Here is a 26,249-nt window from a genome sequence, read left to right as displayed (position 1 = left end):
TAAATCCGGTAGAACTCCTGATAGGTCCGCTGCTCGGGCCATCTGCCTCGTGCTTCTAGGAGGACTTCTCATGGCTCGTTCACCCCGTCCGGGCGCCTCCTCGCCCGCGCTCTCCCGCCGCGGCGTCCTGCAGCTTGGGGGTGGCGTCGCGCTCCTGCTCGCCACCAGCGCCTGCGCCGCGGACAGCGGCAACAAGTCCACCGACGGCAAGTCCGGCGGCGCCGCCGCCAAGACGTTGCGCATCGCCGTCTCCAGCTACCTGTCGAGCTGGGACCAGGACTTCGTCGGCTTCGACCTGACCGCGCTGATGCTCTACAAGAACGTCTTCCCATACCTGATCGACTACGGCGTCACCAACGCCGGCGGCAGCCAGATCCTCGACACCCAGAACATCACCCCCACGTTCGCCGAGTCCTTCGAGCCCGACGCCGAACAGAAGGTGTGGACGCTCAAGCTGCGCCGCGGCGTGAAGTTCGCCAGCGGCAACGAGATGAAGGCCGCGGACGTGAAGTGGTCGAAGGACCGCGCGTTCGCCGCCCAGGCCAACGTCGCCGGCGTCTACCGCACCATCGGCCTGACCAGCGCCGACCAGGTCAAGGTCGTCGACGACTACACGGTGGAGTTCCACCAGGCCTTCCCCAGCGCGCTCACCCGGCAGATCCAGGCGATCTCGCTGTACGTCTTCGACTCGGTCGAGGCGAAGAAGCGCGCCAGCTCCAGCGACCCCTGGGCCAAGGAGTGGTTCGCGAAGAACCCGCCGACCGGCGGCTACTTCAACGTCGCCAAGGCCACCCAGGGCCAGGAGATCGAACTCAGCGCGAACACCGACTACCCGGGCCCGGACCCGGCCAAGACGCCGACCATCCGGATCTCGGTCGTGCCGGCCGCGTCCAACCAGCGGCTGCAGCTGCAGGCCGGCGACATCGACATCGCGCTGGGCATCAGCCAGCGCGACATCCAGGACCTCAAGAAGGCCCCGGGCATCAAGGTCATCTCGGCCGCCAGCAACCGCCAGGTCGCGATCCAGATGTCGGTGACCGCCGCGCCGTTCAACGACGTGAACGTGCGCAAGGCGCTCGCGTACGCGGTGCCCTACGAGCAGATCATCAACAACGTGTACGGCGGCGACGCCCGCGCGGCCAAGAGCCCGGTCCCGCTGGACATGCCCGGCTACGACGAGAGCGGCTACCCGTTCACCTACGACCTGGACAAGGCGAAGGCCGCCATGGCCGCCGCCGGCCGGTCGTCGCTCGACTCCGAGCTGGTCTTCGAGGCCGACAACGAGGAGCAGCAGAAGATCGCCGTCCAGGTGCAGAGCGAGGCGGCGAAGGCGGGCATCCGGCTCAAGCTGACCCCGCTGGACCCGGCCACCCTGGGTGAGCGGCGGACCAAGAAGAACATCCCGCTGCAGATCACCTCCGGGCAGCTCTGGGTGGACGACGTCGAGTACATGCTGGCGACGAGCTTCGTCAAGGGTGCCAACCTCAACTACTCCAACTACAGCAACCCGGAGATCGAGCAGATCTACGAGAAGTCGCACACCACCGTCGACACGGCCGCCCGCAACGCGCTCTGGAAGCGGGTCCAGGAGATCCTCGCCGCCGACGTGCCGTGGGTGGTCATCTGCCAGCCCAACTTCAACCTGCCCGTCCGGGAGTCCGTCGCCGGCTGGGTGCAGCCGATGGACGGCCTCGCCCGCCTGCGCTACCTGAGCGCGTCGGCCTAGGAACGTCAACCGCCCATGCGAATCTTCCGCTTCGTCGTCAGGCGACTGCTCCAGCTGATCCCCGTTCTGCTCGGAGTGGTCGTCCTGGCGTTCCTCCTGGTCCGGGTGCTGCCGGGCGATCCCGTCCGCAGCATCCTCGGGCAGAACGCCACCGAGGAGGACGCCGCCGCCGCCCGGGCCCGCTTCGGGCTGGACCAGTCGCTGTGGCAGCAGTTCCTCGACTACCTCAGGGGACTGGTCACCGGTGACTTCGGGACCTCCATCCAGAGCGGCAACTCCGTGGGATCGGAGATGGCGCTCCGGGTGGGGCCCACCCTGGAACTCGTCGTCATCGCCGTGAGCATCGCGCTCGTCGTGGCGACGGTCCTGGGCATCTGGTCGGCCAAACGGGCCAACCGGGTCGGTGACCACAGCGTGCGGATGTTCGCCCTGGTCGGCAACTCGATCCCCGAGTTCTGGCTCGGCCTGGTGCTGGTGCTGGTCGGCTACAGCATCCTCGGCTGGTTCCCGGCGCCGAACGGGCGGGTCGACCCGGACACGAACCTGACCCCGCTCACCGGGGCCGATCTCGTCGACGCCGTGCTCACCGCCAACGGCCCGGCGATCGCCTCCGCCGCGGCGTACCTGGTGCTGCCCGTGCTGACCCTGGTGGTCGGCGTGGTCGCGCCGCTGCTGCGCAGCGTCCGGGCCTCCGCGCTGGAGGTGCTGCACTCGGAGTCGTACGCCGCGGCGAAGGCGCACGGGCTGCGCGACCGCACGCTGCACTACGGCTACCTGCTGCGGGCGACGCTGGTCCGGCTGCCGTCACTGGCGGCGCTGGTCTTCGGCACGGCTATCGGCTCCACCGTGCTCGTCGAGTACGTGTACTCGTGGCAGGGCTTCGGCCAGTGGGCCCTGCGCGGCCTGCTCTACCGGGACTACCCGGTGGTTCAGGCGTCGGTGCTGGTCATCGCGTTGTGCTACGTGCTGGTGTTCCTCATCGCCGACGTGGTCCACGCGATCCTCGACCCGAGAGTGAGGCTCTGATGGCCGAGTTGCGCGCCGCCGTCAGCGGCGACTCCGCACAGACGCCGGTTGTCGTCGCCGGCGGCGACCGGGACAGCCGGTTCGCCCGCCGCATGATCATCGTCGGTGCGACCATCCTGTCGGTGGTGGCGCTGGTGGCGGTGTTCGCGCCGCTGCTGAGCCCGTGGGGCGAGACCGAGATCGACCCGGCGAACACCCTGGTGGCGCCGGGCGGCAACCACCTGCTCGGCACCGACGGCAACGGCATGGACATCTGGAGCCGGGTGCTCTACGCCGCCCGGCTCGACCTGGGCATCGCCCTGGCCGCGGTGGCGCTCGCGGTGGTCGTGGGCACGCTGCTCGGCCTGGTCGCCGGCTACTTCGGCGGCTGGCTCGACGACGTGCTGATGCGGGTGGTCGACATCTTCCAGTCGTTCCCCACGTTCATCCTGGCGCTGGCGGTCGCCGCCCTGCTCGGCAACGGCACGATCAACCTGATCATCACGATCGCGGCGGTGAACGCGCCGGCGTACGCCCGGCTGGTCCGCGCCGAGGTGCGGTCGCTGCGGGAACTGCCGTTCGTGGACGCCGCCATCACCTCCGGGGCGTCGCCGGTGGGCGTGCTCTGGCGGCACCTGCTGCCCAACAGCCTCACCCCGGTACGGGTGATCGCGCCGCTGAACTGCGGCTGGGCGATGCTCACCCTGGCCGGGCTCTCCTTCCTCGGCCTGGGCGTGAGCATCCCCGAGGCGGAGTGGGGGGCCATGATCAGCCTGGGCGCCGCGGACGTGGTCGGTGGCCGCTGGTGGACCTCCGTCCCACCCGGCCTGGCCCTGTTCGTCTGCGTCCTCGGGTTCAGCCTGCTCGGCGAAGGCCTGCAGGACCGCGCCAACGCGAAGCGGCGGTGACCATGCTGTCGATCGAGAACCTCTCGGTGACCATCCGGCGACCCGGCCGGCAGGTGGCCGCGCTCAGCGGCGTCACCTTCGCCGTACGCCCCGGTGAGGTCGTCGGCCTGGTCGGGGAGAGCGGCGGCGGCAAGAGCATGGTGGCCCGCGCCATCGTCGGGCTGCTGCCCGGCGGCTCGCACGCCACCGGCCGGGTGCGCTTCGGCGACTCGGACGTGCTGCGCATGGACGACGCCGCGCTCGCCGCGCACCGCGGACGCGGCGTGGCGATCTGCTTCCAGAACCCGCGCGGCGCGCTCAGCCCCACCCGCACCATCGGCAAGCAGCTCGTCGACCGGCTCGCCACGCACCAGGACATGTCCGGCGACCGGGCCCGGGAGGCGGCGCGCGAGCTGTTCGAGGCGGTCGGCATCCGCAGCCCGCAGCGGCGGCTCGACGCGTACGCCCACGAGCTGTCCGGCGGCATGGCCCAGCGGGTGATGATCTCGCTGGCCACCGGCTGCGCGCCCGACCTGCTGATCGCCGACGAGCCGACCACCGGCCTGGACGTGACACTGACCCGGGAGATCCTGCGCCAGTTCCGGCACGCCGCCGACACCGACGGCCGGGGCGTGCTGCTGATCTCCCACGACCTCGCCTCGATCGCCGAGGTCTGCGACCGGGTGGTGGTGCTCTACGCCGGCACGGTGGTGGAGAGCGGCCCGGCCGCGCAGGTGCTGCGGGAGCCCGCGCACCCGTACACCCGGGCGCTGCTGCGGTCGGTGCCGGACGTCGGCGGCCGGCCGGTCGTCGCCACCCCCGGCGCCATGCCCCTGCTCACCCAGGCGCCGGAGAACTGCCCGTTCGTCGCCCGCTGCGCGCACGCCGACCGCACCTGCTCGTCCCGGCGGCCCGGCACCCAGCCGATTCCCGGCGGCCGCGAATGGTCGCTGGCCTGCTTCCACCCGCAGACCCGGCCGCTCGACGCCGACCTGCCGTCCACGTCGCACACACCGGACGCGGGCGGCGCCCAGCCGGTGGCTGCGGACCCGAAGCCCGCCGTGCTGGAAATCGAGGACGCCCACGTCGTCTACCGCAGCCGGTTCGGCTCCGGCGGTCACCACGCGCTGCGTGGCGTCACGCTGCGGCTCGCACCGGGTGAGACGCTGGGCGTGGTGGGCGAGAGCGGCTGCGGCAAGAGCACCCTCGCGAAGCTCGTCATGGGCCTGGTCGCGCCCACCTCCGGCACCGTCACAGTCGCCGGACAGGCCCTGGTCAAGCAGCCGGGCCGGCCCCGCCCACGCGGCCGGGCGCTGCGCCGGGCCCGCACCCGGGCGCAGCTCGTGTTCCAGGACCCGATCGGCTCACTCAGCCCGCGCCGTCCCGTCGGCGACTCCATCGCCGAGCCGCTGCGCGCCGCGGGCCTGTCCCCGGCCCAGCGGGAGGAGCGCGTCACCGCCGTGCTGGACCGGATGGAGCTGGACCGCTCGATCCTGCAGCGGTACCCGCACGAGCTGTCCGGCGGCCAGGCCCAGCGCATCGGCATCGCCCGCGCCCTGGTCGGCGAGCCGGACCTGATCGTCTTCGACGAGCCGACCTCGGCCCTGGACGTCACCGTCCAGGCGCAGATCCTCGACGTGATCGCCGACGTGGCCGCCGACGCCGACCGCGCCTCGGTGTTCATCTCCCACGACCTGGCCACGGTGCGCGGTTTCGCCGACCGCGTCGTGGTGCTCTACCTCGGCCGGGTGGTCGAGGAGGGTCCGGTGGACGTCGTCTTCGACACGCCCCGGCACCCGTACACCCGCGCGCTGCTGGGCAGCGCCCCCCGCCTCGGCGGGACGGCCGGGTCCGACGGCGAGGCCGTCGAGCTGGTCAAGGACCTGGAGGAAGCCGACGCCGCAACCGGGTGCCCGTTGGCCGCCCGGTGCCCGTTCGTCACCGACCGGTGCCGATCGGAGCAGCAGGAGCTTCAGTCGTACGGCGAGAGCCGGGCCGCCTGCTGGCGCGTTCCCGAGCTTCCCGCCCTCATCGGAAGGCAGGCTGTCACGCCATGACCCGTCGCCCCATCCGGCTCGCCGTCGACATCGGCGGGACCTTCGTGGACGCCATGGAACTCGACACGCGCACCAACCGGGTCCGCTTCCGCAAGGCGGCGACGACCCCGGCCCGGCCCGCGGACGGTGTCCTCAACGCGATCAGCGCGCTCGGCACCGACCTGTCCGAGGTGGAGCTGTTCATCCACGGCACCACGCTCGGCCTCAACGCGGTGCTGGAGCGCCGCGGTGGCCGTACCGGCATCATCACCAACGAGGGCTTCCGGGACATCTTCCTGATCGGGCGCGGCAACGTGCCCTCCGACCACATGTACGACTTCCAGTACCAGCGGCCGGAGAGCCTGGTGCAGCGCCGCTTCACCGCCGGGGTGCGGGGCCGGCTCGACTACCGCGGCCGGGTGGTGGAGCCGCTGGACCCGGACAGCGTCCGGGCGGCCGCGCGCACGCTCGTGGTGGACCAGCAGGTCACCTCGATCGCCATCTGCTTCCTGCACTCGTTCCTCGACCCGAGCCACGAGCGGGAGGCCGCGCGCCTCATCCACGAGGAGTTCCCCGACGTCAGCCTGTCGCTGTCGACGGACATCGTGCGCGAGTACCGGGAGTACGAGCGGACCAGCACCACGGTGCTGGAGGCGTACATCCGGCCGATCTTCGAGCGGTACGTCGACGAGCTGGAGTCCGGCCTGGCCGAGCGCGGCTTCGCCGGGCGCTTCCTGATCATGCGCTCCGGCGGCGGCTCGATGACCAGCGCGGTCGCCAAGACCGCCCCCACGCACACCGTGCTGTCCGGGCCGGCCGGCGGCATCGTCGGCGCCGCGTACGTCGCCTCCGAGCTGGGCCGGGACAACGTGCTCACGTTCGACATCGGCGGCACCTCGCTGGACGCCTGCGTGATCGAGCGCGGCAACCCGGTCGCCGCGTACGAGGCCCAGCTGGAGCACTTCCCGCTGCTCATCCCCACGTACGACATCCGCACCATCGGCGCCGGCGGCGGCTCGATCGCCTGGCTCGACCACGGCCTGCTCAAGGTCGGCCCGCAGAGCGCCGGCGCCGACCCCGGCCCGGTCTGCTACGGCCGGGGCGGCACCAAGCCGACGGTCACCGACGCCGCTGTGGTGCTCGGCTACATGGACCCGGAGCGCTTCCTCGCCGGCACCATGGGCCTGCGCGACGCCGAGGCGCGCGCCGCAATCCAGGAGCAACTCGCCGAGCCGCTCGGCCTCACCGTGGAGAACGCGGCCGCCGGCGTGTTCGACGTGCTGCTGGCCCGCACCGTCGGCGCGGTCCGCCAGATCACCGTCGAGCGGGGTCACGACCCCCGGCAGTTCGCGCTGCTCGCGTTCGGCGGCGCCGGGCCGCTGCTGGCCCCGCTGCTGGCCCGCGAGATGGGCATCGGCGAGGTCATCGTGCCGTTCGCGCCGTCCGGCTTCTCCGCCTGGGGCATGCTCTCCGCCGACATCGTCAACGACTTCAGCCGTACCGTGATGGCCACGCTCGACGACGCCGACCTGGCGGAGCTGGAGCAGCTGTTCAAGGCCGTCGAGGCCGAGGCGGTCGCGTCGCTGGTGGCGCAGGGCGTGCCGGCCGGCGAGGCGGTGCTGGAGCGGCAGTTCGAGCTGCGCTACCTGGGCCAGGAACACAGCCTGATGGTCACCGTCGGGCGCGAGCTGGACCGCGACGCGATCCGCGCCGCGTTCGACGAGACGCACCGCGCCCGGTACGGCCACACCATGGGCAACCCGCTGCAGATCCTCAACCTGCGGGTGCGCGGCATCGGGCGCACCGACCGTCCCGAGCTGCAGACCCTGCCGCGCGGCGACGGCGACCCGTCGCAGGCGCTGCTGACGCACCGCGACGCCTACGACTTCGGGCAGCACGCGGTGGTGCCGTTCGCGGTCTACGACCGGGCCCGCCTGGAGCCGGGCGACACCTTCGACGGACCGGCGTTGATCGACGAGGGCACCTCCACCACTGTGGTGCCCAGCGGCCAGCGGGTCACCGTCGACGACCACGGATACCTGCTCGTCACCCTGGAGGAAGCCGCATGACCACGCTGGACGGAGCCCAGGTCGAGGTCGTCCGCAGCTATCTGCTGTCGGCCGCGGAGGAGATGCGGGCCACCCTCATCCGTACCTCGTTCAACCCGGTCATCTACGAGGTGCACGACTTCGGCCTGTCGATGTACGACGCCGACCTGCGGCTGGTCGCCGAGGCCACCGGATTGACGTTCTTCCTCGGCGCGAACGACTTCTCGCTGCGCAAGGGCGTGGAGTACGTGGGCCGGGAGAACCTGCACCGCGGCGACGTGGTGCTGCTCAACTACCCGTACTGGAACGCGGCGCACGCGTACGACGCGACGCTGTTCGCCCCGGTGTTCCGGCCGGACGAGGCGGACCCGGACGCGGACGGCGACCTGGTCGGCTTCCTCTGCGTCCGCGCGCACTGGATGGACCTGGGCGCCAAGGACCCGGGCTACGTGCTCGACTCGACCGACATGCACCAGGAGGGGCTGATCTTCCCGGGCACCAAGGTCGTGTCCCGGGGCGAGCCGGTGCGCGAGATCCACGAGCTGATCCGCTTCAACTCGCGGATGCCCGACGCGGTGCTCGGTGACCTGCACGCGCAGATCGCCGCGCTGCGCACCGGCGAGCGCCGGATGCTGGAGATCATCGAGAAGTTCGGCCGGGACACCGTGGACCAGGCGATCGACCGGATCATCGCCGACGGTGAGGCCCGCGCCCGCGCGGCGCTGGCTACGCTGCCGCAGGGCACCTGGACCGCCGAGGACTGGGTGGACGACGACGGCATCACCGACGACCCGGTGAAGATGCGCGTCACCGTCACCATCGACGACGGGCGCTTCATCGTCGACTTCGCCGGCTCGGCCCCGGCCACCCGCGGCCCGATCAACATGCCGTTCGGCGCGACCGAGGCGATCTGCAAGGTCGTGCTGAAGTCGCTGACGTCGCGGGACGAGCCGTCGAACGCCGGCACCGTGGCTCCGCTGGAGGTGCGGGCCGAGCCGGGCAGCCTGTTCCACGCCGTCTACCCGCAGCCCACGTTCACGCTCTGGACCGGCATCGTCGCGGTGGAGCTGATCCTCAAGGCGCTGGCCCAGGGCATGCCGGACCTGCTGCCCGCCTCCTCCGGCGGCGACGTGCCCGGCTTCATGATGGTCGGCCTGCACCCGGACACCGGGAAGATGTTCGCGGTCAGCAACAACGACCTGGTGGGCTGGGGCGGCACCGCGACGCACGACGGCATGGACGCCGCCACGCACGTCTCCGGCAGCACCGGCCGGGGCACCCCGATCGAGGTCATGGAGGCCAAGACCGGGATGTTCTTCGAGCGCTGGGAGATCCGCGCCGACTCCGGTGGCGCGGGCCGGTTCCGGGGCGGCTGCGGCCTGCGCCGCGACATCCGGTTCGTGACGCCCGGCGAGTTCCTCACCGTGATCAAGAAGACGAAGAGCGCGCCGTGGGCGCTGGCCGGCGGCGAGCAGCCGGAGCCGAACCAGGTGGTCGTCTTCCCGGGCACCGACCGCGAGCACCGGGTGAGCACCAAGCGCACCGTGGTGGCCGCGGGCGACCGGGTCACGCTGCTGACCGCCGGTGGCGGCGGGCACGGCGACCCGCGCAGCCGCGACCCGGAGGCGGTACGGCGGGACGTGGCCGAGGGCTACGTCTCCCGGGAGGCCGCCCGGGACGTCTACGGAGTGGACGTCGATGGGTGAGCCGACGGTCGACGGGGCAACCGTCGAGGTCGTCCGCAGCCACCTCGTCTCGGCCGCCGAGGAGATGCGGGCCGCGCTCGTGCGCACCGCGTTCAACCCGGTGATCTACGAGGTGTACGACTTCGGCATCTCCATCTACGACCGGCAGCTGCGGCTGGTCGCGGAGTCCACGGGGCTGTCCCGCTTCCTCGGCGCCAACGACTACTCGCTGCGCAAGGGCGTGGAGTACGTCGGCCGGGAGAACCTGCGCCGCGGCGACGTGGTGCTGCTCAACTACCCGTACTGGAACGCGGCGCACACGTACGACGCGACGATGTTCGCGCCGGTCGTCCTGCCGGACAGCGAGGAGCTGATCGGTTTCCTGTGCATCCGGGCGCACTGGATGGACCTGGGCGCCAAGGACCCCGGGTACGTGCTCGACTCCACGGACATGCACCAGGAGGGGATCATCTTCCCCGGCACGAAGGTGTACGACAGGGGCGAGCCGGTGCGCGAGATCCACGAGCTGATCCGCTTCAACTCGCGGATGCCGGAACTGGTCATCGGTGACCTCAACGCGCAGATCGCCGCGCTGCGTACCGGCGAGCGGCGGGTGACCGAGCTGTACCGCGACTACGGCCCCGCAGTGGTCGACGCGGTGATCGACCGGGTGATCGACGTCGCCGCGCAGCGCGCCGGGGAGGCGGTGGCCGCGCTGCCGCAGGGCAGCTGGACCGCCGAGGACTGGCTCGACGACGACGGCGTCAGCGACGACCCGATCCTCATGCGGGTCACCGTCACCGTCGCCGACGGCGAGTTCACAGTGGACTTCGCCGGTTCGTCGCCGGCGGTGCCCGGGCCGGTGAACCTGCCGCTGGGCGCCACCATCGCCACCTGCCGGGTCGCGTTCAAGGGCGTCACCACGCCGCACGAGCAGACGAACGCCGGGCACTTCGCGCCCCTTCGGGTACGCGCCGAGCCCGGCACGCTGTTCCACGCGCAGTACCCGGCCGCCACGTTCACCCAGTGGACCGGCACCGTCGCACTGGAGCTGATCCTCAAGGCGCTGGCCCAGGGCATGCCGGACCGGCTGGCCGCCTCCTCCGGCGGCGACGTGCCCGGGTTCATGATGGTCGGCCGGCACCCGGACACCGGCGACATGTTCGCGGTCAGCAACAACGACCCGGTCGGCTGGGGCGGCACGCCCGGGCACGACGGGATCGGGCCGGCGAACCACCTGTGCCAGACCCAGGCGCGCAACACGCCCGTCGAGGTGCTGGAGTCGAAGACGGGAATGTTCTTCGAGCGGGTGGAGATCCGTACCGACTCCGGTGGCGCGGGCCGGTTCCGGGGCGGCTGCGGCCTGCGGCGGGACATCCGGTTCGTGACGCCCGGCGAGTTCCTGACGGTGATCAAGAAGACGAAGAGCGCGCCGTGGGCGCTGGCCGGCGGCGCACAGCCGGAGCCGAACCAGGTGATCGTCTTCCCGGGCACGGACCGGGAGCACCGGGTGAGCACACGGCGTACCGCGGTGGCGGTGGGGGATCGGGTGACGTTGCTGACCGCCGGTGGCGGCGGGCACGGCGACCCGGGGAGTCGGGATCCGGAGGCGGTGCGACGGGACGTGGCCGAGGGCTACGTCTCCGCGCGGGCCGCCCGAGACGTTTATGGAGTGATCGCGTGAGTGCCGCCTATTCGCCCGAGCAGCCGAGCACGCTGCTCGGCAACTGCACAGTGCTCGACGCCCGCGTGGTGGACGGCATGGCGCCGGTGACCGGCGCCGGGGTGTGGGTCCGGGGTGACCGGATCGCCGCCGTCGGGCCGTACGCCGAGGTGGCCGAGCAGGCGCGGGCCGCCGGCCGGCTGACCGAGGTGGACCTCGACGGTGCCTACGTGACGCCCGGCCTGGTCAACATGCACACCCACTTCTCGTTGTCGCTGCCCGGCTCCGCCGGCGAGGGCGTCAAGGGGATGGGCGCGTACGACCTCGCCCACTACATGGCCGACGGGGCGCGGCGCACGCTGCACTCCGGCGTGACCACCGTGCGCTGCGTCGCGGAGAAGGACCACGCGGACTTCGCGCTGCGGCGGGCGATCAACGCCGGGCGGGTCCCCGGTCCGCGCATCTACACCGCGGGCCGGGCGCTGGTGTGCACCGGCGGGCACGGGCACGAGAGCAACGACACGCTCGAGTGCGACGGCCCGGTGGGCTTCCGCCACGGCGTGCGCAGCCAGATCAAGGCCGGCGCGGACCTGATCAAGGTGATGATCTCGGGCGGCATCGCCGGTGAGCACGAGAGCATCCACACGCCCCAGTTGTTCGCCGACGAGATGACGGCGGTGATCGAGACGGCGCACGCGTGGGGCCGCAAGGTGACCGCGCACGCCGGGCCCGCCGACGTGATCGGCGCGGCGGTCGAGCTGGGACTGGACTGCGTGGAGCACGGCTACCAGCTCACCCCGCAGGTCGCGGCGCGGATGGCCGAGCGCGGCACGGCGCTCGTGCCGACGCTGCTGGTGACCCGCTGCAAGGAGTTCTTCGACGAGCTGGGCGTGCCGGAGTGGATGCAGTGCCGCTCGCTCGGCGCCGGCCCCCGGCACCTGGAGAGCTTCGACATGGCGATCGCCGCCGGGGTGGAGGTCCTGCTCGGCAGCGACATGCCCCCGTTCTGGGAGTTCGAGGGCACCACCGCCTCGATCCGGGAGCTGGAGTACATGTCCGAGCGGATCGGCGCCGCCCGGGCCATCCACGCCGGCACGCTCGGCCCGATCCGGTGGCTCGGCGCGGAGTCCGACCTCGGCACCGTCGAGGTCGGCAAGCTGGCCGACCTGATCGCGACGGACGCCGACCCGCTGGCCGACACCTCGGCCTTCCGGGACGTGCGGTGGGTGATGAAGGGCGGGCAGATCGCCCGCGACGACCGCAACCAGGAGGAGACGCGATGACCTTCGCGCAGGCAGGCGCGGCGGAGATCGCCGCCGGCATCGACGACATGTACGACGCGTTCCTCGCCGGGGACCAGCAGCGGTTCGACACGCACCTGGACCCCGAGGTGACCACCTGGGAGACGCACCTGCCGGGACCGCTGCGGACCCGGGCCGAGCTGGACGAGTACCGCGCCCAGCGGGACGCCGCCGGTCAGCGGCCCCGGCTGGCGGTGCTCGCCGCGCGGGGCAAGCGCATCGACGTGTGGGACGACTTCGGCGTGGCCCGGTACGAGCTGGTCGCGCAGCTCGGCCCGGACGACGAGCCGGAGATCACCCGGGTCACCGACGTGGTGCGCCGGGTCGACGGCCGCTGGGTGATCGTGCACCACCACGCCGAGCTGGTCCGGGAACCGGTGGGCGCGGCATGATCCGGCGGCTGGTCGCCGGGCGGACCGGTGAACCGGCGGACGTGCTGTCGGTCGCCGAGCTGCCCGACGACCCGCCGCCCGGCCCCGGCCAGGTGCGGCTCGCCGTCCGTACGGTCGGGCTGAACTTCCTGGACGTCATGCTCTGCCGGGGCGAGTACCCGGTGCGGCCGGATCCGCCGATGACGCCGGGGGTGGAGGCGGCCGGGCGGGTCGTCGCCGCCGGCGACGGGGCCGGGCACCTGCTGGGTCAGGAGGTGCTGGCCTGCCCGGCGCTGCCGCGCGGCGCGCTCGGCACGACAGTCACAGTGGACGCCGCGGTGGTGGTGCCGCGGCCGTCCACAGTCGACCCGGTCACCGCGGCGGCGTTGCCGGTCACCTATCAGACCGCGTGGTTCGCGCTGGAGCGGGCGGGCGTCACCGCCGGGCAGACGGTGCTGGTGCACGCCGGCGCGGGAGGTGTCGGCATCTCCGTCATCCAGCTCGCGGTCGCCCGCGGCGCCCGGGTCCTCGCCACCGCCGGCGGCCCGGTCAAGACGGCGATCTGCCGTGACCAGGGCGCCGAGGTGGCGATCGACTACACGGCGGAGGACTTCGTGGCCGCCGTGCGGGAGGCCACCGGCGGGCGGGGCGTGGACGTCGTGGTGGACCCGGTGGGCGGCGACGTGTTCGCCCGCTCCTGGGAGTGCCTCGCCTTCGAGGGCCGCCTGGTCGCGGTGGGCGCTGCCGGTGGCGCGCCGCCGCCCGTCGATCCGCTGCGGCTGATGGCGGCGAACGCGACGCTGGTGGGCCTGTCCTGGGGCTCGCAGTACCCGTGGCAGCGCCCGTCCGCGGTCGAGGCCGCCTACCAGGAACTGTTCGACATGTGCGCCTCCGGCGCGGTCCGGCCGCCGGTCAGCCGCGTCGTGTCGCTGGACGAGACGCCCGCGGCGCTCACCGAGCTGGCCGAACGCCGGACCACCGGCAAGATCATCGTACGGATCGACGAAGGGGAGGGACCGTGAGCGACACCGCCGACGGCGACATGGAGATCTACGACCTGAAGGTGACAGTCGACCGGATCGAGGGCCGGTCGGTGTGCGGCATGGCCGTGGGCGACTCCTTCGAGCTGACCAACAGCGCCCACCTGCGGCTGCCCGAGGGCAAGCACTTCTGCGTGTACGCGCTCGCGTCCGTGCTGCCCTTCCTCGCCGCCAAGCAGCGTGACCTGGCGCCGGGGGACTGGCTGGCCCAGGACTCCCACTTCATCTGCCCCGACCCGGAGGAGCGGCTCGTCATGAAGGTGGAACGGACCTGCCGGCGCACGATGAACTCGGCGGACCTGACATGACCGTCGAGATCGGACTCGGCCTGCAGAGCGACAAGCCGGCCGGCGCGTACGCCCGGCTGGCCCGCGCCGCCGAGGCGCACGGCTTCGACGTGCTCACCGTCTTCGGCGACCTGATGTACCAGCCGCCGATCTTCCCGCTGCTGGAGATGGCTCAGGCGACCGAGCGGGTACGCCTCGGCGCGGCCTGCCTGAACCCGTACTCGATGGCGCCGTACGAGATCGCCGGTCAGCTCGCCGCCCTGGACCTGGCCTCGCACGGGCGGGCCTACCTCGGCCTGGCCCGGGGGACCTGGCTGGGTTCGGTCGGCCTGCCGCAGCCGCGGCCGCTGACCACCATCGAGGAGGCCGTCCAGGTCGTCTACCGCCTGCTGCGCGGCGACCGCAGCGGCTTCACCGGAAAGGTCTTCTCGCTGGAGGCCGGCACCGCGCTGCGTTACGACGTGCAGCGGCCCGACCCGCCGCTGCTGCTGGGCGCGTGGGGTCCGCAGGGCGCGGCGCTGGCCGGCCGGATCGCCGACGAGATCAAGGTGGGCGGCAGCGCCAACCCGGACATGGTCCCGGTGATCCGCGAGCGGCTGCGGACCGGCGCGGAGAAGGCCGGGCGCGACGTCGCGGACGTCGGCATCGTGCTCGGCGCGGTGACAGTCGTCGACACCGACGGCGCGGCCGCCCGCGCCAAGGCCCGCACCGAGGTGGCCATGTACCTGGCCGTGGTGGCGGAGCTGGATCCGACCGTCGTGCTCCCCGACGACCTGGTGAAGCGCGTCGGCGACCTGGTCGACGCGGGCGAGGACGAGGCGGCGGGCCGGTTGATCCCGGACGACGTGCTGGACCGGTTCGCCTTCTCCGGCACCCCGGAGCAGGTCGCCGCCCAGGCCCAGGCGCTCATCGACGCCGGCGTGCGCCGGGTCGAGTTCGGCACGCCGCACGGCCTCACCGACGAGCGCGGCGTGGACCTGCTCGGCTCCGCCGTCCTGCCCCTGCTGCGCAGGTGAGCGCGGTGCGGCTCACCGTCGTGGTCGGCCCCGGCCTGGTGGCCGACACCGAACTGCTGGCGTCGCTCGTCGCCACCAGCAGCGCCGAGCTGGACAGCACCGGCACGGTCGTCACCGCCGCCTCGACCGACGAGCTGCGCTCGCTGCTCGCCGCGGCGCAGGGCCCGACTGTGGTGCTGCCCGGCCCCACCACACCGGCCCGCGCCCTGATCGGCGCGCAGCCGCCGCACGCGGTCTGGTACGACCTCACCGTCGAGACGCCGGTCCCCGGCGCGGTCCACCTGGCCGGCCGGGGACTGTGGGGCGTGACCTGGGCGATCCGGCACGCCGTGCACCGCTTCCGCGCGCCGGCCGATCGGATCGCCTACGGTCCCGGCCCGGAGCAGTGGGGTGACCTGCGGCTGCCGTCGGACCCGCACACCGGGCCGGCGCCGGTCGCGGTGCTGCTGCACGGCGGATTCTGGCGGTCGGTCTGGGGCGCGGACCTGATGGACGCGCTCGCCGTCGACCTGGCCGCCCGCGGCTGGGCATCCTGGAACCTGGAGTACCGGCGTCCGGACCGGCACGGCTGGGACGCCACCACGGAGGACGTCGAAGCCGGCCTCACCGCGCTGCGGGACCTCGCCGCCGACCGGCCGCTGGACCTGGACCGGATCGTCGTCTTCGGCCACTCGGCCGGCGGGCAGCTCGCGCTGCGCGCCGCGGCGGACCTTGCCACGCGTACGGGCGGTCCGCGCGTCGCGCTCGCGGTGTCGCTGGCCGGGGTGCTCGACCTCACCGAGGGCGAGCGGCGCTTCCTCGGTGACGGCGCGATCGCCGCGGCGCTGGGCGGCTCACCGGCCACGGCCCCGCGCCGGTACGCCGAGAGCGACCCGATGCTGCGGCTGCCGACAGGGGTGCCAACGCTGCTCGTGCAGGGGACCGCGGACAGTCTCGACCTCGTCGACGCCAACCGGCGTTACGCCGCGGCGGCGGCAGCCGCGGGCGACGAGATCCGCCACCTGGAACAGCCGGGGGACCACTTCGCCGTCATCGACCCGGCGTCGGACATCTGGCGGGACACCATGACGGCGGTGGATGACCGCCTCGGTCGCTGACGTCGCGCCCGCAACCGAATCGCCCTCCGAGTTCACGTAGGTGAACACGGAGGGCGGTTGGTGGCGCCGGTCAGAACAGCCGGGGCGTGACCACCGAGACCACTGTGGTGACCGAGTCGGTGTCGTTGTACATCTGGTGCGGCACCGACGAGCGCAGGTGCACGCTGTCGCCCGGGCACAGCCGGTGCTCCACGCCCTCGACCTCGTAGAGCAGCTCGCCGGAGATGACGTAGGCGAACTCCTCGCCCCGGTGGCCGTACGCGTTCTCCCGCCGCCCGCCCGGCGCGATGTGCACGAGCATCGGCTCCAGCACCAGGTCCGGCCCCCGGTCCGAGAGCATGCGGTAGGTCTGCTGCCCCGACACGTACTGCGTTGCCGACGTCTCCGCCCTGGTCAGCGTGAAGTGCCGGGGAAGCTGGGAGACGTTGCTGTCGGACGTGCCGTTGCCGGCGTCGAAGAAGTCGGCCACCGACTTGTCGAGGGCCTTGGCGACGCTGCCCAGCGCGGTCAGGCCGATCGAGGAGATGCCGCGCTCGACCTGGGACAGGAAGCCGATCGACAGGCCGGAGCGGGAGGCGAGGCCGCGCAGGGTGAGCCCGCGCTCCTTGCGGTAGCGCCGGATCCGGGCGCCGACCACCCCCGCCGGGGTGCTCTCGTCCGCGGGGCCGCCGGGGGTGGCCTGCTCCGACGGCGGCTGACTGTCCATGGACCGCACGGGGACCTCCTGTTGCGGTGGCGGGGGGATCCGCCCGGGATGTTCGATCCTATCGAACATGCCTGCACTTGTGCGAGGGGTGGGCGCCGGCATTTCCGGTCCGCCGCGGCGGCGAAGCCGTGGTGCCGGCACCGTCGCGTCCAGCGCGATCGTCTGTTCGCAGTCGTACGGCCGGCCATCCGCTGCGGTCCACTGTGCGCGCTCCGGCACGAGTGCCCGTCGCGACTGTGCCTACTTGTCGTCCATAAGGGTCTTCTGGCGCTTTGGTGGATTCGCGCCGGACGGGCACCCTCGATCGGTTTGCTAGAGCTATAACGACGAAATTCGTCGCCTCAAAGCTGTCTACCGACGAGTTGCTGAGATTTCATGGACAACAACTGGCGTGGCTCGTAGAGTCTCGGCATCTTCCGATGATCTGGAGATGACGTGAAGACTGCCGCCACCGCCCAACCCGTTCGTTCCGCCGCCGACCTGCACGCCGCCGCAACAGTGGTGGACGGAAGCACGGTCATCGAGCTGAGCGACGCCCACCTCGACCGGATCCGGCGAGGAGGCGTCACCGCGGTCAACCACACGGTCACCCGGCCGTACGCGGACACCGTCACCGCCCTGCGCGAGGTCAACCGCTGCCGCAGGTGGATCGACGCGCACCCGGACGAGGTGCTGCTCGCCCTGACCGTGGACGACATCCACCGGGCCAAGGCCGAGGGCAAGGAGGCCGTCATCCTCGGCCCGCAGGACACCGAGATGATCGGGGGTGACCTCGACCTGCTCGGCACGTTCCACGACCTGGGCGTCCGCATCCTTCAGCTGACCTACCAGCGGCAGAACCTGCTCGGCGCGGGCTGCGGCGAGGACACCGACTCGGGGCTGACGCACCGGGGCCGTGCCTTCGTCAAGGCGATGAACGAGCTGGGCGTGCTGGTCGACGTCTCGCACAGCGGCGAGCGCACCGGCCTGGACGCGATGGACGCCTCGGACAAGCCGGTCGTCGTCACGCACGCCTTCTGCGACGCGCTGTCGCCGCACATCCGCGCCAAGTCGGACGGATACCTGCGGCGCCTCGCCGAGCAGGGCGGCGTCATGGGCATCACCACCCTGTCGGGGTTCCTGTACCACCCGGAGGACCCGTCCCGTCGTCCGGACCTGACCCGCTTCGTGGAGCACGTCTGCCGTGTGGTGGAGGTGGCCGGCGTCGACCACGTCGCCGTCGCCACCGACTACGACGAGACGTGGACCGAGGAGATGCGGATCGCGCAGCTCAAGAGCATCGCGCAGGCGAACTCGAAGGAGCACCAGAACCTGCTCGGTGACTTCGGATGGGAGGAGCGCCGGGCGATCGGCATGGACGACGCCGCGGACTTCCCCAACATCACCGAGGCGCTTCTGGCCGGCGGATTCTCGCCGGAGGACGTGATCAAGATCCTCGGCGGCAACTGGCTTCGGGTCTATGGGGAGGCATGGAAGCCGGCCGCGCGATGAAGCGCTAATCGTGACACTGCCAAGGAGACTGATGCGTACCCGAATTCTGATGAGAGCGCTGGCGGTGGGCGTCGTGACGACGCTCGCGGCCGGCTGCGGAGGCGGCGAGCCGCCGTCGGGCAAGTCCGGTGGCAACGCCAGCGACGGCCTCACCAGCAACGTCAAGCTCGAGGACGAGACGCAGGCCGCCGGCACGCCGAAGTCCGGTGGCCGCCTGCGGATCATGATCCGGCTGGACGCCAACGAACTCGACCCGCACCGGATGTCGGAGACCTCGGCCTTCGTCATCAACGAGCAGATCTACGAGTCGCTCGTGCAGTCGTACCGAGGCGAGATCAAGCCGGCGATCGCCGAGTCGTGGGAGCTGAGCGCGGACGGCCAGACCGTGACGTTCAAGCTGCGCGACAACGCGTACTTCCACAGCGGCCGCAAGGTGACCGCCGCCGACGTGAAGTACTCGATCGAGCGGATCAAGGACCCGGCCACCCGGGCGCCGCGCGCCCGTAGCTACGAGGGCATCACCTCGGTCGAGGCGCCCGACGAGCGCACCGTCGTGATGAAGCTGGCCAAGCCCAACGCCGCCATCCTGACCCTGCTGTCCACCGCCGCGTCGTCGATCGTCGACCGGACCGTGGTCGAGAAGCAGGGCGACCTCAACGGCAGCGTCGACGGCGGCAGCGGGCCGTTCAAGCTCGCCGCCCGGACCACCGGCCAGGCCATCAAGCTGGACAAGCACGACAAGTACTGGGAGTCCGGGGTTCCGTACCTGGACGGGCTGGACTTCACGTTCAACCCGGACGACAACGCCCGCGCCGCCGCCGTGCGCAGCGGCACCGTGGACTTCCTGTGGCGGCCCGCGCCGGAGTTCATCGACGCGCTCAAGCGCGACGAGAAGCTCAAGTGGTACGGCGGCTCCGGCTCGCTGTCGCTGCACCTGCGGCTGAACACCTCGAAGGCGCCGTACGACAACGTCAAGGTCCGGCAGGCCATCTACCTGGCGCTGGACCGGCAGGAGATCCTGAACGTGGCCAACTCCGGCTTCGGCACCGCGCTCAACGCCGGCTACCTGCCGCCGGACCGCTTCGGCGCGCTGAAGGAGCCGGTGTACGGCAAGCCCGACATCGAGAAGGCCAAGGCGCTGCTGGCCGAGGCGGGTTACCCGAACGGCTTCGACGCCAAGCTCATGGTGATCGCCACCTCGGCGTTCCAGGTGCGCTCGGCGGAGGTGGAGCAGCAGCAGCTCGCCAAGATCGGCATCAAGGTGACGCTGGAGTCGGTCGAGTCCACCATCGCCGACACCAAGACGAAGTCCGGGGACTTCGACATGTACCAGTCCGGCTTCGGCCTGACCTACGACCCGGACGAGCGGTTCACCGCCAGCTTCCTCAAGGGCGGCGGCCTGAACTACGGCAACTGGTCCGACCCGGAGTACGAGGACCTGATCGTCAAGGCCCGCTCCGAGCTGGACAAGGACAAGCGCGCCCAGCTCTACCAGCAGGCCGAGAAGATCCTGGCCGAGCGGGGCCCGGTGGCCATGACCTTCCTGAACGCCGACTTCGACGTCGTGCAGAAGGACGTCATGGGTTACCGGGGTGACCCCACGCCGACCTACCGCTTCTACCGGCACCTCTGGCTCGACCGCTGACGAGTCGCGGAGGGGACGCCGGCCCACGGCGTCCCCTCCGCCGCACCGCGACGAAAGGCAATCCATGACGGCCGTACCCCTGACCCATCGCTACGTCATCGCCGCCCGGCTGAAGGGCTACCTCGGCAAGCACGAGGAGTCCGTGGCGCTGCTCACCGAGGCGCTCGAACTGGAACCGGACAGCCCGCGCCTGCTGCGCTTCCGCGGCCACCGGCGGATCTCCATCAGTGACTACGCCGGCGCGATCGCGGACCTGCGCGCCGCCGCCGACCAGCTCGCCGGCGTCGAGGACGAGTACGAGATGTACCAGCCGGAGGTGGAGAAGGACGTCGTCAGCCTGATCCTCGGCCGGCCCGAGGACGTGCGCCCGCAGCACCTCAGCGACACCGACGCCGCCGCGAACCCGGAGATCCTCGGCCGCTACAACACCACGCTGCACGCCTCCGTCTGGTACCACCTGGGCGTCGCCCAGTACCTCGCCGGTGACCTGGAGGGCTGCCTGCCCAGCTTCGCCGAGTCGGAGAAGGCGTCCCGGCACCAGGAGGGCCTGGTCGCGTCGCAGGACTGGCAGTACATGGCGCTGCGGCGCCTCGGCCGGACCGCCGAGGCCGAGGAGGTGCTCGACCGGTTCCGCACTGTCGACCTGGTCGACGAGCCGCACCTGGTCGGCTACGAGGGCCGGATGAAGCTCTACACCGGCGAGATCGGCCCGGACGAGCTGTGGGCGATGTGCGATGGCAACAGCCTCAAGACCGTCACCCAGGGGTACGGCCTCGGTAACTGGCACTACTACAACGGTGACGTCGACAAGGCGCGTGAGGTGTTCGACGGGGTGCTGAAGACCCGCGTCACGCACGCCTTCGCGTACCTCGCAGTCAAGGCCGAGTACGAGCGCAACCCGGACTTCGCGACCACGAGCAAGGAGAACTGAGATGGCAATCATCCGTGCCGAGATCGGCAAGCGGGACCAGGCCACCAAGGAAGCGATGATCGCCGACCTGACCGACGTGCTGGTCAAGTACGGCTCGCCGCGCGAGAACACCCACGTCCTGCTCTACGAGGTGTCGTACGACAACTGGGCCAAGGGCGGCGTGACGTACAACAACCGGAAGCGTGCGCAGGAGTCCTCGTGACCGGCGCCGCCGCGGGACCGCACATCCTGCTCACGCCCAACCTGTCGGACCTGCTCCCGCAGCTGCGGGAGCGGTTCCCGCAGTGCCGGTTCAGCCCGGTACCGGACGGTGAGCCGGTACGCGACGAGTGGCTCGACGCCGAGGTGATCCTGCGCAGCGCGATGAACGAGGACACCTTCGACGAGCTGCTGGCCAAGTGTGACCGGCTGCGGTGGGTGCAGATCACCGCGGCCGGGTTCGACTGGGTGGGCGGCGAGCTGATGCAGCGCCGCCTCGCCGAGGGGCTGCTCTACACCCGGTCGCCCAACTCCTACAACGTGCCGATCGCCGAGTACGCCATCGGCGCGGTGCTGATGCGCTTCCGCGCGTTCCCGGAGCACCGGGAGGCGCAGGAGCGCCGGGAGTGGGTGCGGATCACCGGCCGGGACTTCATCGGCAGCACGATGCTCGTCTTCGGCACCGGCGGCATCGGCGGCGAGGTGGCCTGGCGGGCCCGCGCGCTCGGCGTCGACGTGATCGGGGTGAACCGCTCCGGCACTCCGGCCGAGGGCTTCGACCGGGTGATCCCGTACGCCGAGCACATGGCCGTGCTGCCGGAGGCCGACTCGGTGGTCCTGGCCATGCCGCTGACCACCGAGAACCGCTACTTCTTCGACGCCGAGCACTTCGCGGCGATGAAGGAGTCGGCGGTGCTGGTGAACGTCGGGCGGGGCGCTCTCGTGGCGGAGGACGCCCTGGTCGACGCGATGCGGTCCGGCCGGATCGCCGGCGCGGTGCTGGACGTGTTCGAGGAGGAGCCGCTGCCGGCCGACCACCGGCTGTGGGACCTGCCGAACACCACCATCACCCCGCACACGTCGTTCCGCGGCACCGGCAACCTCCAGCGGCTCTACGCCGACTTCTGCGTCAACCTGGAGCGTTACCTGGCCGGCGAGCAGCTGGCCGGCCTGAAGCGGCAGCCCGACCTGGGGTACTGAGGCGGCCGAACGAGAGGCGGCCCACCGGATCGATCCGGTGGGCCGCCTTCGTCGTGCCGCACGTCAGTCGAGCAGCGCGCGGGCCGCAGTCAGCACGTCGTGCTCACCGAGCAGGACGTGGTCGGCCGCCGGGCCCAGCGGGACGTAGCTGTCGACGCTGTTGACGCGGGAGATCCGCCCTGGGTAACCGGCGTCGACCAGGGCGGCCACCACCGCCTCGGAGACGCCGCCGCCGGCCCGGGTCTCGTCCACCACCAGCACCCGGGGTACGCCGTCGAGCGCGGCGAGCATGCTCGCGGCCGGCAACGGCGCGAGCCACTGCAGGTCCACGACGCGGGTGCCGGCGCCCCGCTCGGCGGCCAGCGTCTCGGCCACCCGCAGGCTCATCGGCACGCCGTTGCCGAACGTGACGAGCGCCAGGTCGTCGCCGTCGCGTACGGTCCGGACCTGTCCGAGCGGCGTCTCGGTGGCCGCCCACTCGTCCGGCGGGGCGTACCGGGCCAGCCAGCCGCCGTCGCCGTCGCTGTGCAGGTCACGGGTGTGGTAGAGCGCGATCGGCTCCAGGAACACGCAGACCCGCTTCTCCTGCTCGGCCAGCGCGAGGCACTGCCGCAGCAGCGCCGGCGCGGTGGCCGGGTGGGAGGCGACAGCCAGCGCCAGGCCGGGGATGTCCCGCAGCACCGCCACCGAGTTGTCGTTGTGGAAGTGCCCGCCGAACCCCTTCTGGTACGCCAGCCCGGCGATCCGGACCACCATGCCGTTGCCGTACTGCCCGTCGGAGAAGAACCGCAGCGAGGCGGCCTCGCCGCGCAGCTGGTCCTCGGCGTTGTGCAGGTAGGCGAGGTACTGGATCTCCGGGATCGGCAGCGTGCCGGCCAGCGCGCCGCCGAGCGCCACCCCGAGGATGGTCTGCTCGTCCAGCAGCGTGTCGAACACGCGGTTCGCGCCGAACGCCTTGCGCAGCCCGCGGGTGGCGCCGTAGACGCCGCCCTTGCGGGCCACGTCCTCGCCGAAGACCTGCGCCTGCGGCCAGGTGAGCAGCGCGTCGTGCAGCGCGGCGTTTACCGACTGGGCGAGCGTGAGCGGTCCGCGCGACTCGGGGAGCTTGCCGCCGAACACCTTGTCCCGTCCGTCGCCGGCCCGTCCGGCGGCCGCGCTGACCCGGTCGGTCCGGCGTTCGGTCAGCGGAGCGGTCACCGCAGCCGCGTCGGGCAGCCGCTCGACCCGCCCGAGCATCGCCTCGGCCTGGTCCATGACCAGCTTGCGGGTCTGCTCGTAGCGGGCCAGGCTCTCGGCCGGGGCGAGGATGCCGCGCCGGGCCAGCACCGCCGCCGTGGCCAGCAGCGGATCGCGGGCGTAGTCGGCGAGGATCTCCGACCGGGACCGGTACGCCAGCTCGGCGTCGGAACCGGCGTGGCCCATGAACCGGACCGTGCGCAGGTGCAGCACGGCAGGGCGGCGTCCGGCGCGTACCCGATCGGCCACCTCGCCCGCGACGGCGAGCAGCCGCGCGGGGTCGGCGCCGTCGACGGCGGTGTAGTCCAGGGCTGGTAGCGCGGACAGCATCCGGTCCACCCAGCCGTGCGGGGACCGGGTGCTGATGCCGATGCCGTTGTCCTCGCAGACGAACAGCACCGGCATCCCGAGCCCCTGGTGGGCGGCCCACCCGACGGCGTTCAGCGCGCCCGCCGCGGTGGAGTGGTTGGCCGAGGCGTCGCCGAAGCTGCACACCACCACCGCGTCGGCCGGGTAACCGGTGTCGCCGACGCCCCGCTCCAGCGCGAACGCCATGCCCATCGCGCGGGGCAGGTGCGAGGCGATCGTCGAGGTCTGCGGGATGACGTTCAGCGCCCGGTGCCCGAACACTTTGTGCCGGCCGCCGGAGATCGGGTCCCGCCGGGACGCGGCGGCGGAGTGCAGCACGTCGGTGATCGGGGTGGAGCCGGGGACCTGCCCGGCCCGGGCGGCGTAGAAGCCGCCGGACCGGTAGTGCAGCAGCGCCGGATCGGTCGGTCGCAGCGCCAGCGCGACGGCGGCGTTGCTCTCGTGGCCGCTGGATCCGATCGTGTAGAAGCCCTCCCGTTTCGACTGCAGCCAGCGCAGCGCGAGGTCGAGGTGGCGGCTCTGGATCTGGGCGTCGAAGTAGTCGAGCAGCAGGCCGGCGTCGATCTCGACGTCCGGCGACGGGTCGGCGGGCGCCGCGGCGCCCGCCGACCATTCCGACAGTTGACGAACCAGGTGTTCGTCGATGGTTTCCACGTTGCTCCTTGCCGGGGGTGCGAGGGGTCAGCGGCTGGAACGGCCGCGCAGTCGCGGGTCGAGCACGTCGCGGAGGGTGTCGCCCAGCAGGTTGAAGCCCAGCACCGCGATCATGATGCAGACGCCGGGGACGACCGACGGCCAGATCGACATCTCCATGAACGCCTTGCCGCTGGAGAGCATCGACCCCCAGGACGGCTGGGGCGGCTGCACGCCGAGCCCGAGGTAGCCCAGGGACGCCTCGACCAGGATGGCGGTGGCCAGGCTCGTGGTGAACTGCACCGCGATCGGGGCGACCGAGTTGGGCAGGATGTACTTGAAGATCAGCCGGGCGTTGGTGAGCCCGACCGCCTGGCCGGACTCCACGTACGGCTCGCGGCGCACCGACATCGCCGTGCCGCGTACGACCCGGGCGAAGCTCGGGATGAACACGAGGATCAGGGCCAGGATCAGGTTCTCGGTGCCGGGGCCCCGGGCGGCGACGACCGCCAGCGCGAGCAGCAGCGTGGGGAAGGCGAACATGATGTCGGTGGCCGGGGTGATGATCGCGTCGAGGAAGCCCCGGTAGAAGCCGGCGAGCAGTCCGAGCAGGACGCCGATCGCGCCCGCGCAGGTCACCACGATCAGGCTGACCGTCAGCGAGGTGCGTGCGCCGTACAGGGCGCGGCTGAGCAGGTCGCGGCCGGCCTCGTCGGCGCCGAGCAGGAAGTCGCCGCCGGGCGCGGCGAGCCGCTGGTTGGACATGGCGGTCGGGTCGTACGGGGCGATGAGCGGGGCCAGCGCCGCCGCGCCGACCATCAGCACCACGATGACCAGGCCGATGGCGCCCACCCGGTCGCGCCAGATCAGGCGTAGCAACTCCAGGCTGCGGGGGGTCCGGCGAGTGGACGCCGCCTCGGCGGGGCGGCGGTCGGGGGCGGTGTCAGTGACCACTGCGCAACCTCGGATCCAGGTAGGTGTAGATGAGGTCTACGAGGAAGTTGACGACGACGTAGAAGAAGGCCAGGAAGAGCAGGGTGCCCTGGACGACCGGGTAGTCGCGCTGGGAGATGCCGCGGATGACCATCGTCCCCAGGCCCGGCCAGGCGAACACCTGCTCGACGATGACCGTCCCGCCCAGCAGCGCGCCGGCCTGGATGCCCAGCACCGTCACGACCGGGATCAGCGAGTTGCGCAGCGCGTGCCGGGTCATGACCACGCGCTCGCCGAGGCCCTTGGACCGGGCGGTGCGTACGTAGTCCTGGTTGAGCACCTCCAGCATGCTGGAGCGGGTCATCCGCATGCTGATCGCGGCGAGGCTGGAGCCGAGCGTCACGGCGGGGAGGATGAGGTGCTTCAGGGTGCCCCAGAAGCCCTCACCCTCACCCGCGCCCTGGGACGGCAGCCAGCCCAGCGACACCGAGAAGACGTACACCAGCAGGATGCCGAGCCAGAAGTTCGGCAGCGACAGCCCGACCAGCGAGCCGACCCGGGTGGTGGCGTCCAGCAGCCCGTTGCGCTTGGTGGCGCTGAGCACGCCGAGCGGGATGGAGATGAGGATCGAGACCAGCAGCGCCGACACGGCCAGCAGCAGCGTGGACGGAAGGCGCTGCATGATCTCTTCGAGCACCGGCTGACCGGTGCGCATCGAGGTGCCGAAGTCGCCCTGGACCAGGGCGCCGAGCCACCTCAGGAACTGCTCGTACACGGGCATGTCGAGCCCGAAGTAGCGGCGCATCTCCGCCTCGATCGCGGGGTCGCCGAAGTCCTGACCCATGATCGAGCTGATCACGTCGCCGGGGATCATGCGGATGACCAGGAATGAGATCACCGAGATCCCGAAAAGGACTGGAATAACCGATAAGAGACGGGTCAACGTGATGCGCAGCATTGCGGG

General features: G+C 71.7%; 22 protein-coding genes. 18 read left to right on the top strand and 4 right to left on the bottom strand.

Going from position 1 to position 26,249, the window contains the following annotated elements; genetic code table 11:
- Positions 1–70 precede the first annotated feature (70 nt).
- The 13 genes from HA073_RS26605 to HA073_RS26545 are packed head-to-tail and all read left to right on the top strand — an operon-like array spanning position 71 to position 16,162.
- On the top strand, positions 71–1,726 hold the full coding sequence (locus HA073_RS26605) for an ABC transporter substrate-binding protein (RefSeq protein ID WP_043325206.1): 1,656 nt from the start codon (positions 71–73) through the stop codon (positions 1,724–1,726).
- A gap of 15 nt (positions 1,727–1,741) precedes the next feature.
- Complete coding sequence (locus tag HA073_RS26600; protein ID WP_043325205.1) at positions 1,742–2,752, top strand: ABC transporter permease; 1,011 nt, start codon at positions 1,742–1,744, stop codon at positions 2,750–2,752.
- Complete coding sequence (locus HA073_RS26595) at positions 2,752–3,639, top strand: ABC transporter permease (protein ID WP_064447403.1); 888 nt, start codon at positions 2,752–2,754, stop codon at positions 3,637–3,639. Before HA073_RS26600 ends, HA073_RS26595 begins: the two co-directional genes overlap by 1 nt.
- Positions 3,640–3,641: 2 nt before the next feature.
- Positions 3,642–5,675 (top strand): dipeptide ABC transporter ATP-binding protein, encoded by a 2,034-nt coding sequence (locus HA073_RS26590; RefSeq protein WP_166457567.1) that lies wholly within the window; start codon positions 3,642–3,644, stop codon positions 5,673–5,675.
- Entirely contained in the window at positions 5,672–7,723 is a 2,052-nt protein-coding gene (locus tag HA073_RS26585) for a hydantoinase/oxoprolinase family protein (protein ID WP_064447405.1), read from the top strand. The genes HA073_RS26590 and HA073_RS26585 overlap by 4 nt, the downstream gene beginning before the upstream one ends.
- Complete coding sequence (locus HA073_RS26580) at positions 7,720–9,408, top strand: hydantoinase B/oxoprolinase family protein (RefSeq protein WP_043325202.1); 1,689 nt, start codon at positions 7,720–7,722, stop codon at positions 9,406–9,408. Before HA073_RS26585 ends, HA073_RS26580 begins: the two co-directional genes overlap by 4 nt.
- Positions 9,401–11,071, top strand: coding sequence for a hydantoinase B/oxoprolinase family protein (locus tag HA073_RS26575; protein WP_166457552.1), 1,671 nt, complete (start codon positions 9,401–9,403; stop codon positions 11,069–11,071). Before HA073_RS26580 ends, HA073_RS26575 begins: the two co-directional genes overlap by 8 nt.
- Complete coding sequence (locus tag HA073_RS26570) at positions 11,068–12,333, top strand: amidohydrolase family protein (protein WP_043325200.1); 1,266 nt, start codon at positions 11,068–11,070, stop codon at positions 12,331–12,333. The genes HA073_RS26575 and HA073_RS26570 overlap by 4 nt, the downstream gene beginning before the upstream one ends.
- The gene (locus HA073_RS26565) at positions 12,330–12,743 is read left to right on the top strand and encodes a nuclear transport factor 2 family protein (protein WP_064447407.1); all 414 of its coding nucleotides are present in this window, start codon (positions 12,330–12,332) and stop codon (positions 12,741–12,743) included. Before HA073_RS26570 ends, HA073_RS26565 begins: the two co-directional genes overlap by 4 nt.
- Positions 12,740–13,744 carry a zinc-binding dehydrogenase gene (locus tag HA073_RS26560; RefSeq protein WP_064447408.1) on the top strand — a complete coding sequence of 335 codons (1,005 nt, stop codon included), beginning with the start codon at positions 12,740–12,742 and terminating at the stop codon, positions 13,742–13,744. The genes HA073_RS26565 and HA073_RS26560 overlap by 4 nt, the downstream gene beginning before the upstream one ends.
- Entirely contained in the window at positions 13,741–14,070 is a 330-nt protein-coding gene (locus HA073_RS26555; protein WP_043325197.1) for a TIGR04076 family protein, read from the top strand. The genes HA073_RS26560 and HA073_RS26555 overlap by 4 nt, the downstream gene beginning before the upstream one ends.
- Positions 14,067–15,065, top strand: a complete 999-nt coding sequence (locus HA073_RS26550) for an LLM class flavin-dependent oxidoreductase (RefSeq protein WP_043325196.1) — start codon at positions 14,067–14,069, stop codon at positions 15,063–15,065. Before HA073_RS26555 ends, HA073_RS26550 begins: the two co-directional genes overlap by 4 nt.
- Positions 15,066–15,070: 5 nt before the next feature.
- A complete protein-coding gene (locus tag HA073_RS26545) occupies positions 15,071–16,162 on the top strand; it encodes an alpha/beta hydrolase (RefSeq protein ID WP_309228065.1) in 1,092 nt (363 codons plus the stop codon).
- 70 nt (positions 16,163–16,232) lie between these two features.
- On the opposite strand, the gene HA073_RS26540 is transcribed toward HA073_RS26545, so the two are convergent.
- The gene (locus tag HA073_RS26540; RefSeq protein ID WP_205798699.1) at positions 16,233–16,868 is read right to left on the bottom strand and encodes a helix-turn-helix domain-containing protein; all 636 of its coding nucleotides are present in this window, start codon (positions 16,866–16,868) and stop codon (positions 16,233–16,235) included.
- Positions 16,869–17,303: 435 nt separating this feature from the next.
- Between HA073_RS26540 and HA073_RS26535 the strand changes: the two genes are divergently transcribed.
- From HA073_RS26535 to HA073_RS31215, 5 genes are all read left to right on the top strand, one after another.
- A complete protein-coding gene (locus HA073_RS26535) occupies positions 17,304–18,359 on the top strand; it encodes a dipeptidase (RefSeq protein ID WP_043325193.1) in 1,056 nt (351 codons plus the stop codon).
- A gap of 31 nt (positions 18,360–18,390) precedes the next feature.
- On the top strand, positions 18,391–20,004 hold the full coding sequence (locus HA073_RS26530; RefSeq protein WP_158559980.1) for an ABC transporter substrate-binding protein: 1,614 nt from the start codon (positions 18,391–18,393) through the stop codon (positions 20,002–20,004).
- A gap of 64 nt (positions 20,005–20,068) precedes the next feature.
- On the top strand, positions 20,069–20,935 hold the full coding sequence (locus tag HA073_RS26525) for a tetratricopeptide repeat protein (RefSeq protein WP_043325191.1): 867 nt from the start codon (positions 20,069–20,071) through the stop codon (positions 20,933–20,935).
- Between the two features lies 1 nt (position 20,936).
- Positions 20,937–21,137 (top strand): tautomerase family protein, encoded by a 201-nt coding sequence (locus HA073_RS26520; protein WP_018786431.1) that lies wholly within the window; start codon positions 20,937–20,939, stop codon positions 21,135–21,137.
- On the top strand, positions 21,134–22,114 hold the full coding sequence (locus HA073_RS31215; protein ID WP_166457550.1) for a D-2-hydroxyacid dehydrogenase: 981 nt from the start codon (positions 21,134–21,136) through the stop codon (positions 22,112–22,114). Before HA073_RS26520 ends, HA073_RS31215 begins: the two co-directional genes overlap by 4 nt.
- 63 nt (positions 22,115–22,177) lie before the next feature.
- Here HA073_RS31215 and HA073_RS26510 read toward each other — a convergent pair whose 3' ends face one another.
- From HA073_RS26510 to nikB, 3 genes are read right to left on the bottom strand one after another with little or no spacing between them, the layout of a single operon-like run.
- Positions 22,178–24,364 carry a thiamine pyrophosphate-dependent enzyme gene (locus HA073_RS26510; protein ID WP_375336246.1) on the bottom strand — a complete coding sequence of 729 codons (2,187 nt, stop codon included), beginning with the start codon at positions 24,362–24,364 and terminating at the stop codon, positions 22,178–22,180.
- Positions 24,365–24,400: 36 nt separating this feature from the next.
- Positions 24,401–25,306 carry an ABC transporter permease gene (locus HA073_RS26505; RefSeq protein ID WP_274477921.1) on the bottom strand — a complete coding sequence of 302 codons (906 nt, stop codon included), beginning with the start codon at positions 25,304–25,306 and terminating at the stop codon, positions 24,401–24,403.
- Positions 25,296–26,243 (bottom strand): nickel ABC transporter permease, encoded by a 948-nt coding sequence (nikB, locus tag HA073_RS26500; protein WP_030499628.1) that lies wholly within the window; start codon positions 26,241–26,243, stop codon positions 25,296–25,298. Before nikB ends, HA073_RS26505 begins: the two co-directional genes overlap by 11 nt.
- Between the last annotated feature and the right edge of the window lie 6 nt (positions 26,244–26,249).

Source organism: Micromonospora sp. CMU55-4, assembly GCF_011602315.1.
In the GTDB taxonomy this organism is placed as follows: Bacteria; Actinomycetota; Actinomycetes; order Mycobacteriales; family Micromonosporaceae; genus Micromonospora; species Micromonospora chalcea.
Note: the sequence above shows the minus strand (reverse complement) of the source record. Positions and strands in the feature narration are given on the sequence as shown.

Excerpts from the sequence above, each read along its gene's own strand:
- HA073_RS26530 (WP_158559980.1), top strand. The coding sequence starts at position 18,391 with ATGCGTACCCGAATTCTGATGAGAGCGCTGGCGGTGGGCGTCGTGACG.
- HA073_RS26605 (WP_043325206.1), top strand. The coding sequence starts at position 71 with ATGGCTCGTTCACCCCGTCCGGGCGCCTCCTCGCCCGCGCTCTCCCGC.
- HA073_RS26520 (WP_018786431.1), top strand. The coding sequence starts at position 20,937 with ATGGCAATCATCCGTGCCGAGATCGGCAAGCGGGACCAGGCCACCAAG.
- HA073_RS26595 (WP_064447403.1), top strand. The coding sequence starts at position 2,752 with ATGGCCGAGTTGCGCGCCGCCGTCAGCGGCGACTCCGCACAGACGCCG.
- HA073_RS26580 (WP_043325202.1), top strand. The coding sequence starts at position 7,720 with ATGACCACGCTGGACGGAGCCCAGGTCGAGGTCGTCCGCAGCTATCTG.
- HA073_RS26540 (WP_205798699.1), bottom strand. The coding sequence starts at position 16,868 with ATGGACAGTCAGCCGCCGTCGGAGCAGGCCACCCCCGGCGGCCCCGCG.
- HA073_RS26585 (WP_064447405.1), top strand. The coding sequence starts at position 5,672 with ATGACCCGTCGCCCCATCCGGCTCGCCGTCGACATCGGCGGGACCTTC.
- HA073_RS26525 (WP_043325191.1), top strand. The coding sequence starts at position 20,069 with ATGACGGCCGTACCCCTGACCCATCGCTACGTCATCGCCGCCCGGCTG.
- HA073_RS26565 (WP_064447407.1), top strand. The coding sequence starts at position 12,330 with ATGACCTTCGCGCAGGCAGGCGCGGCGGAGATCGCCGCCGGCATCGAC.
- HA073_RS26600 (WP_043325205.1), top strand. The coding sequence starts at position 1,742 with ATGCGAATCTTCCGCTTCGTCGTCAGGCGACTGCTCCAGCTGATCCCC.
- HA073_RS26590 (WP_166457567.1), top strand. The coding sequence starts at position 3,642 with ATGCTGTCGATCGAGAACCTCTCGGTGACCATCCGGCGACCCGGCCGG.
- HA073_RS26575 (WP_166457552.1), top strand. The coding sequence starts at position 9,401 with ATGGGTGAGCCGACGGTCGACGGGGCAACCGTCGAGGTCGTCCGCAGC.
- HA073_RS26550 (WP_043325196.1), top strand. The coding sequence starts at position 14,067 with ATGACCGTCGAGATCGGACTCGGCCTGCAGAGCGACAAGCCGGCCGGC.
- HA073_RS26560 (WP_064447408.1), top strand. The coding sequence starts at position 12,740 with ATGATCCGGCGGCTGGTCGCCGGGCGGACCGGTGAACCGGCGGACGTG.
- nikB (WP_030499628.1), bottom strand. The coding sequence starts at position 26,243 with ATGCTGCGCATCACGTTGACCCGTCTCTTATCGGTTATTCCAGTCCTT.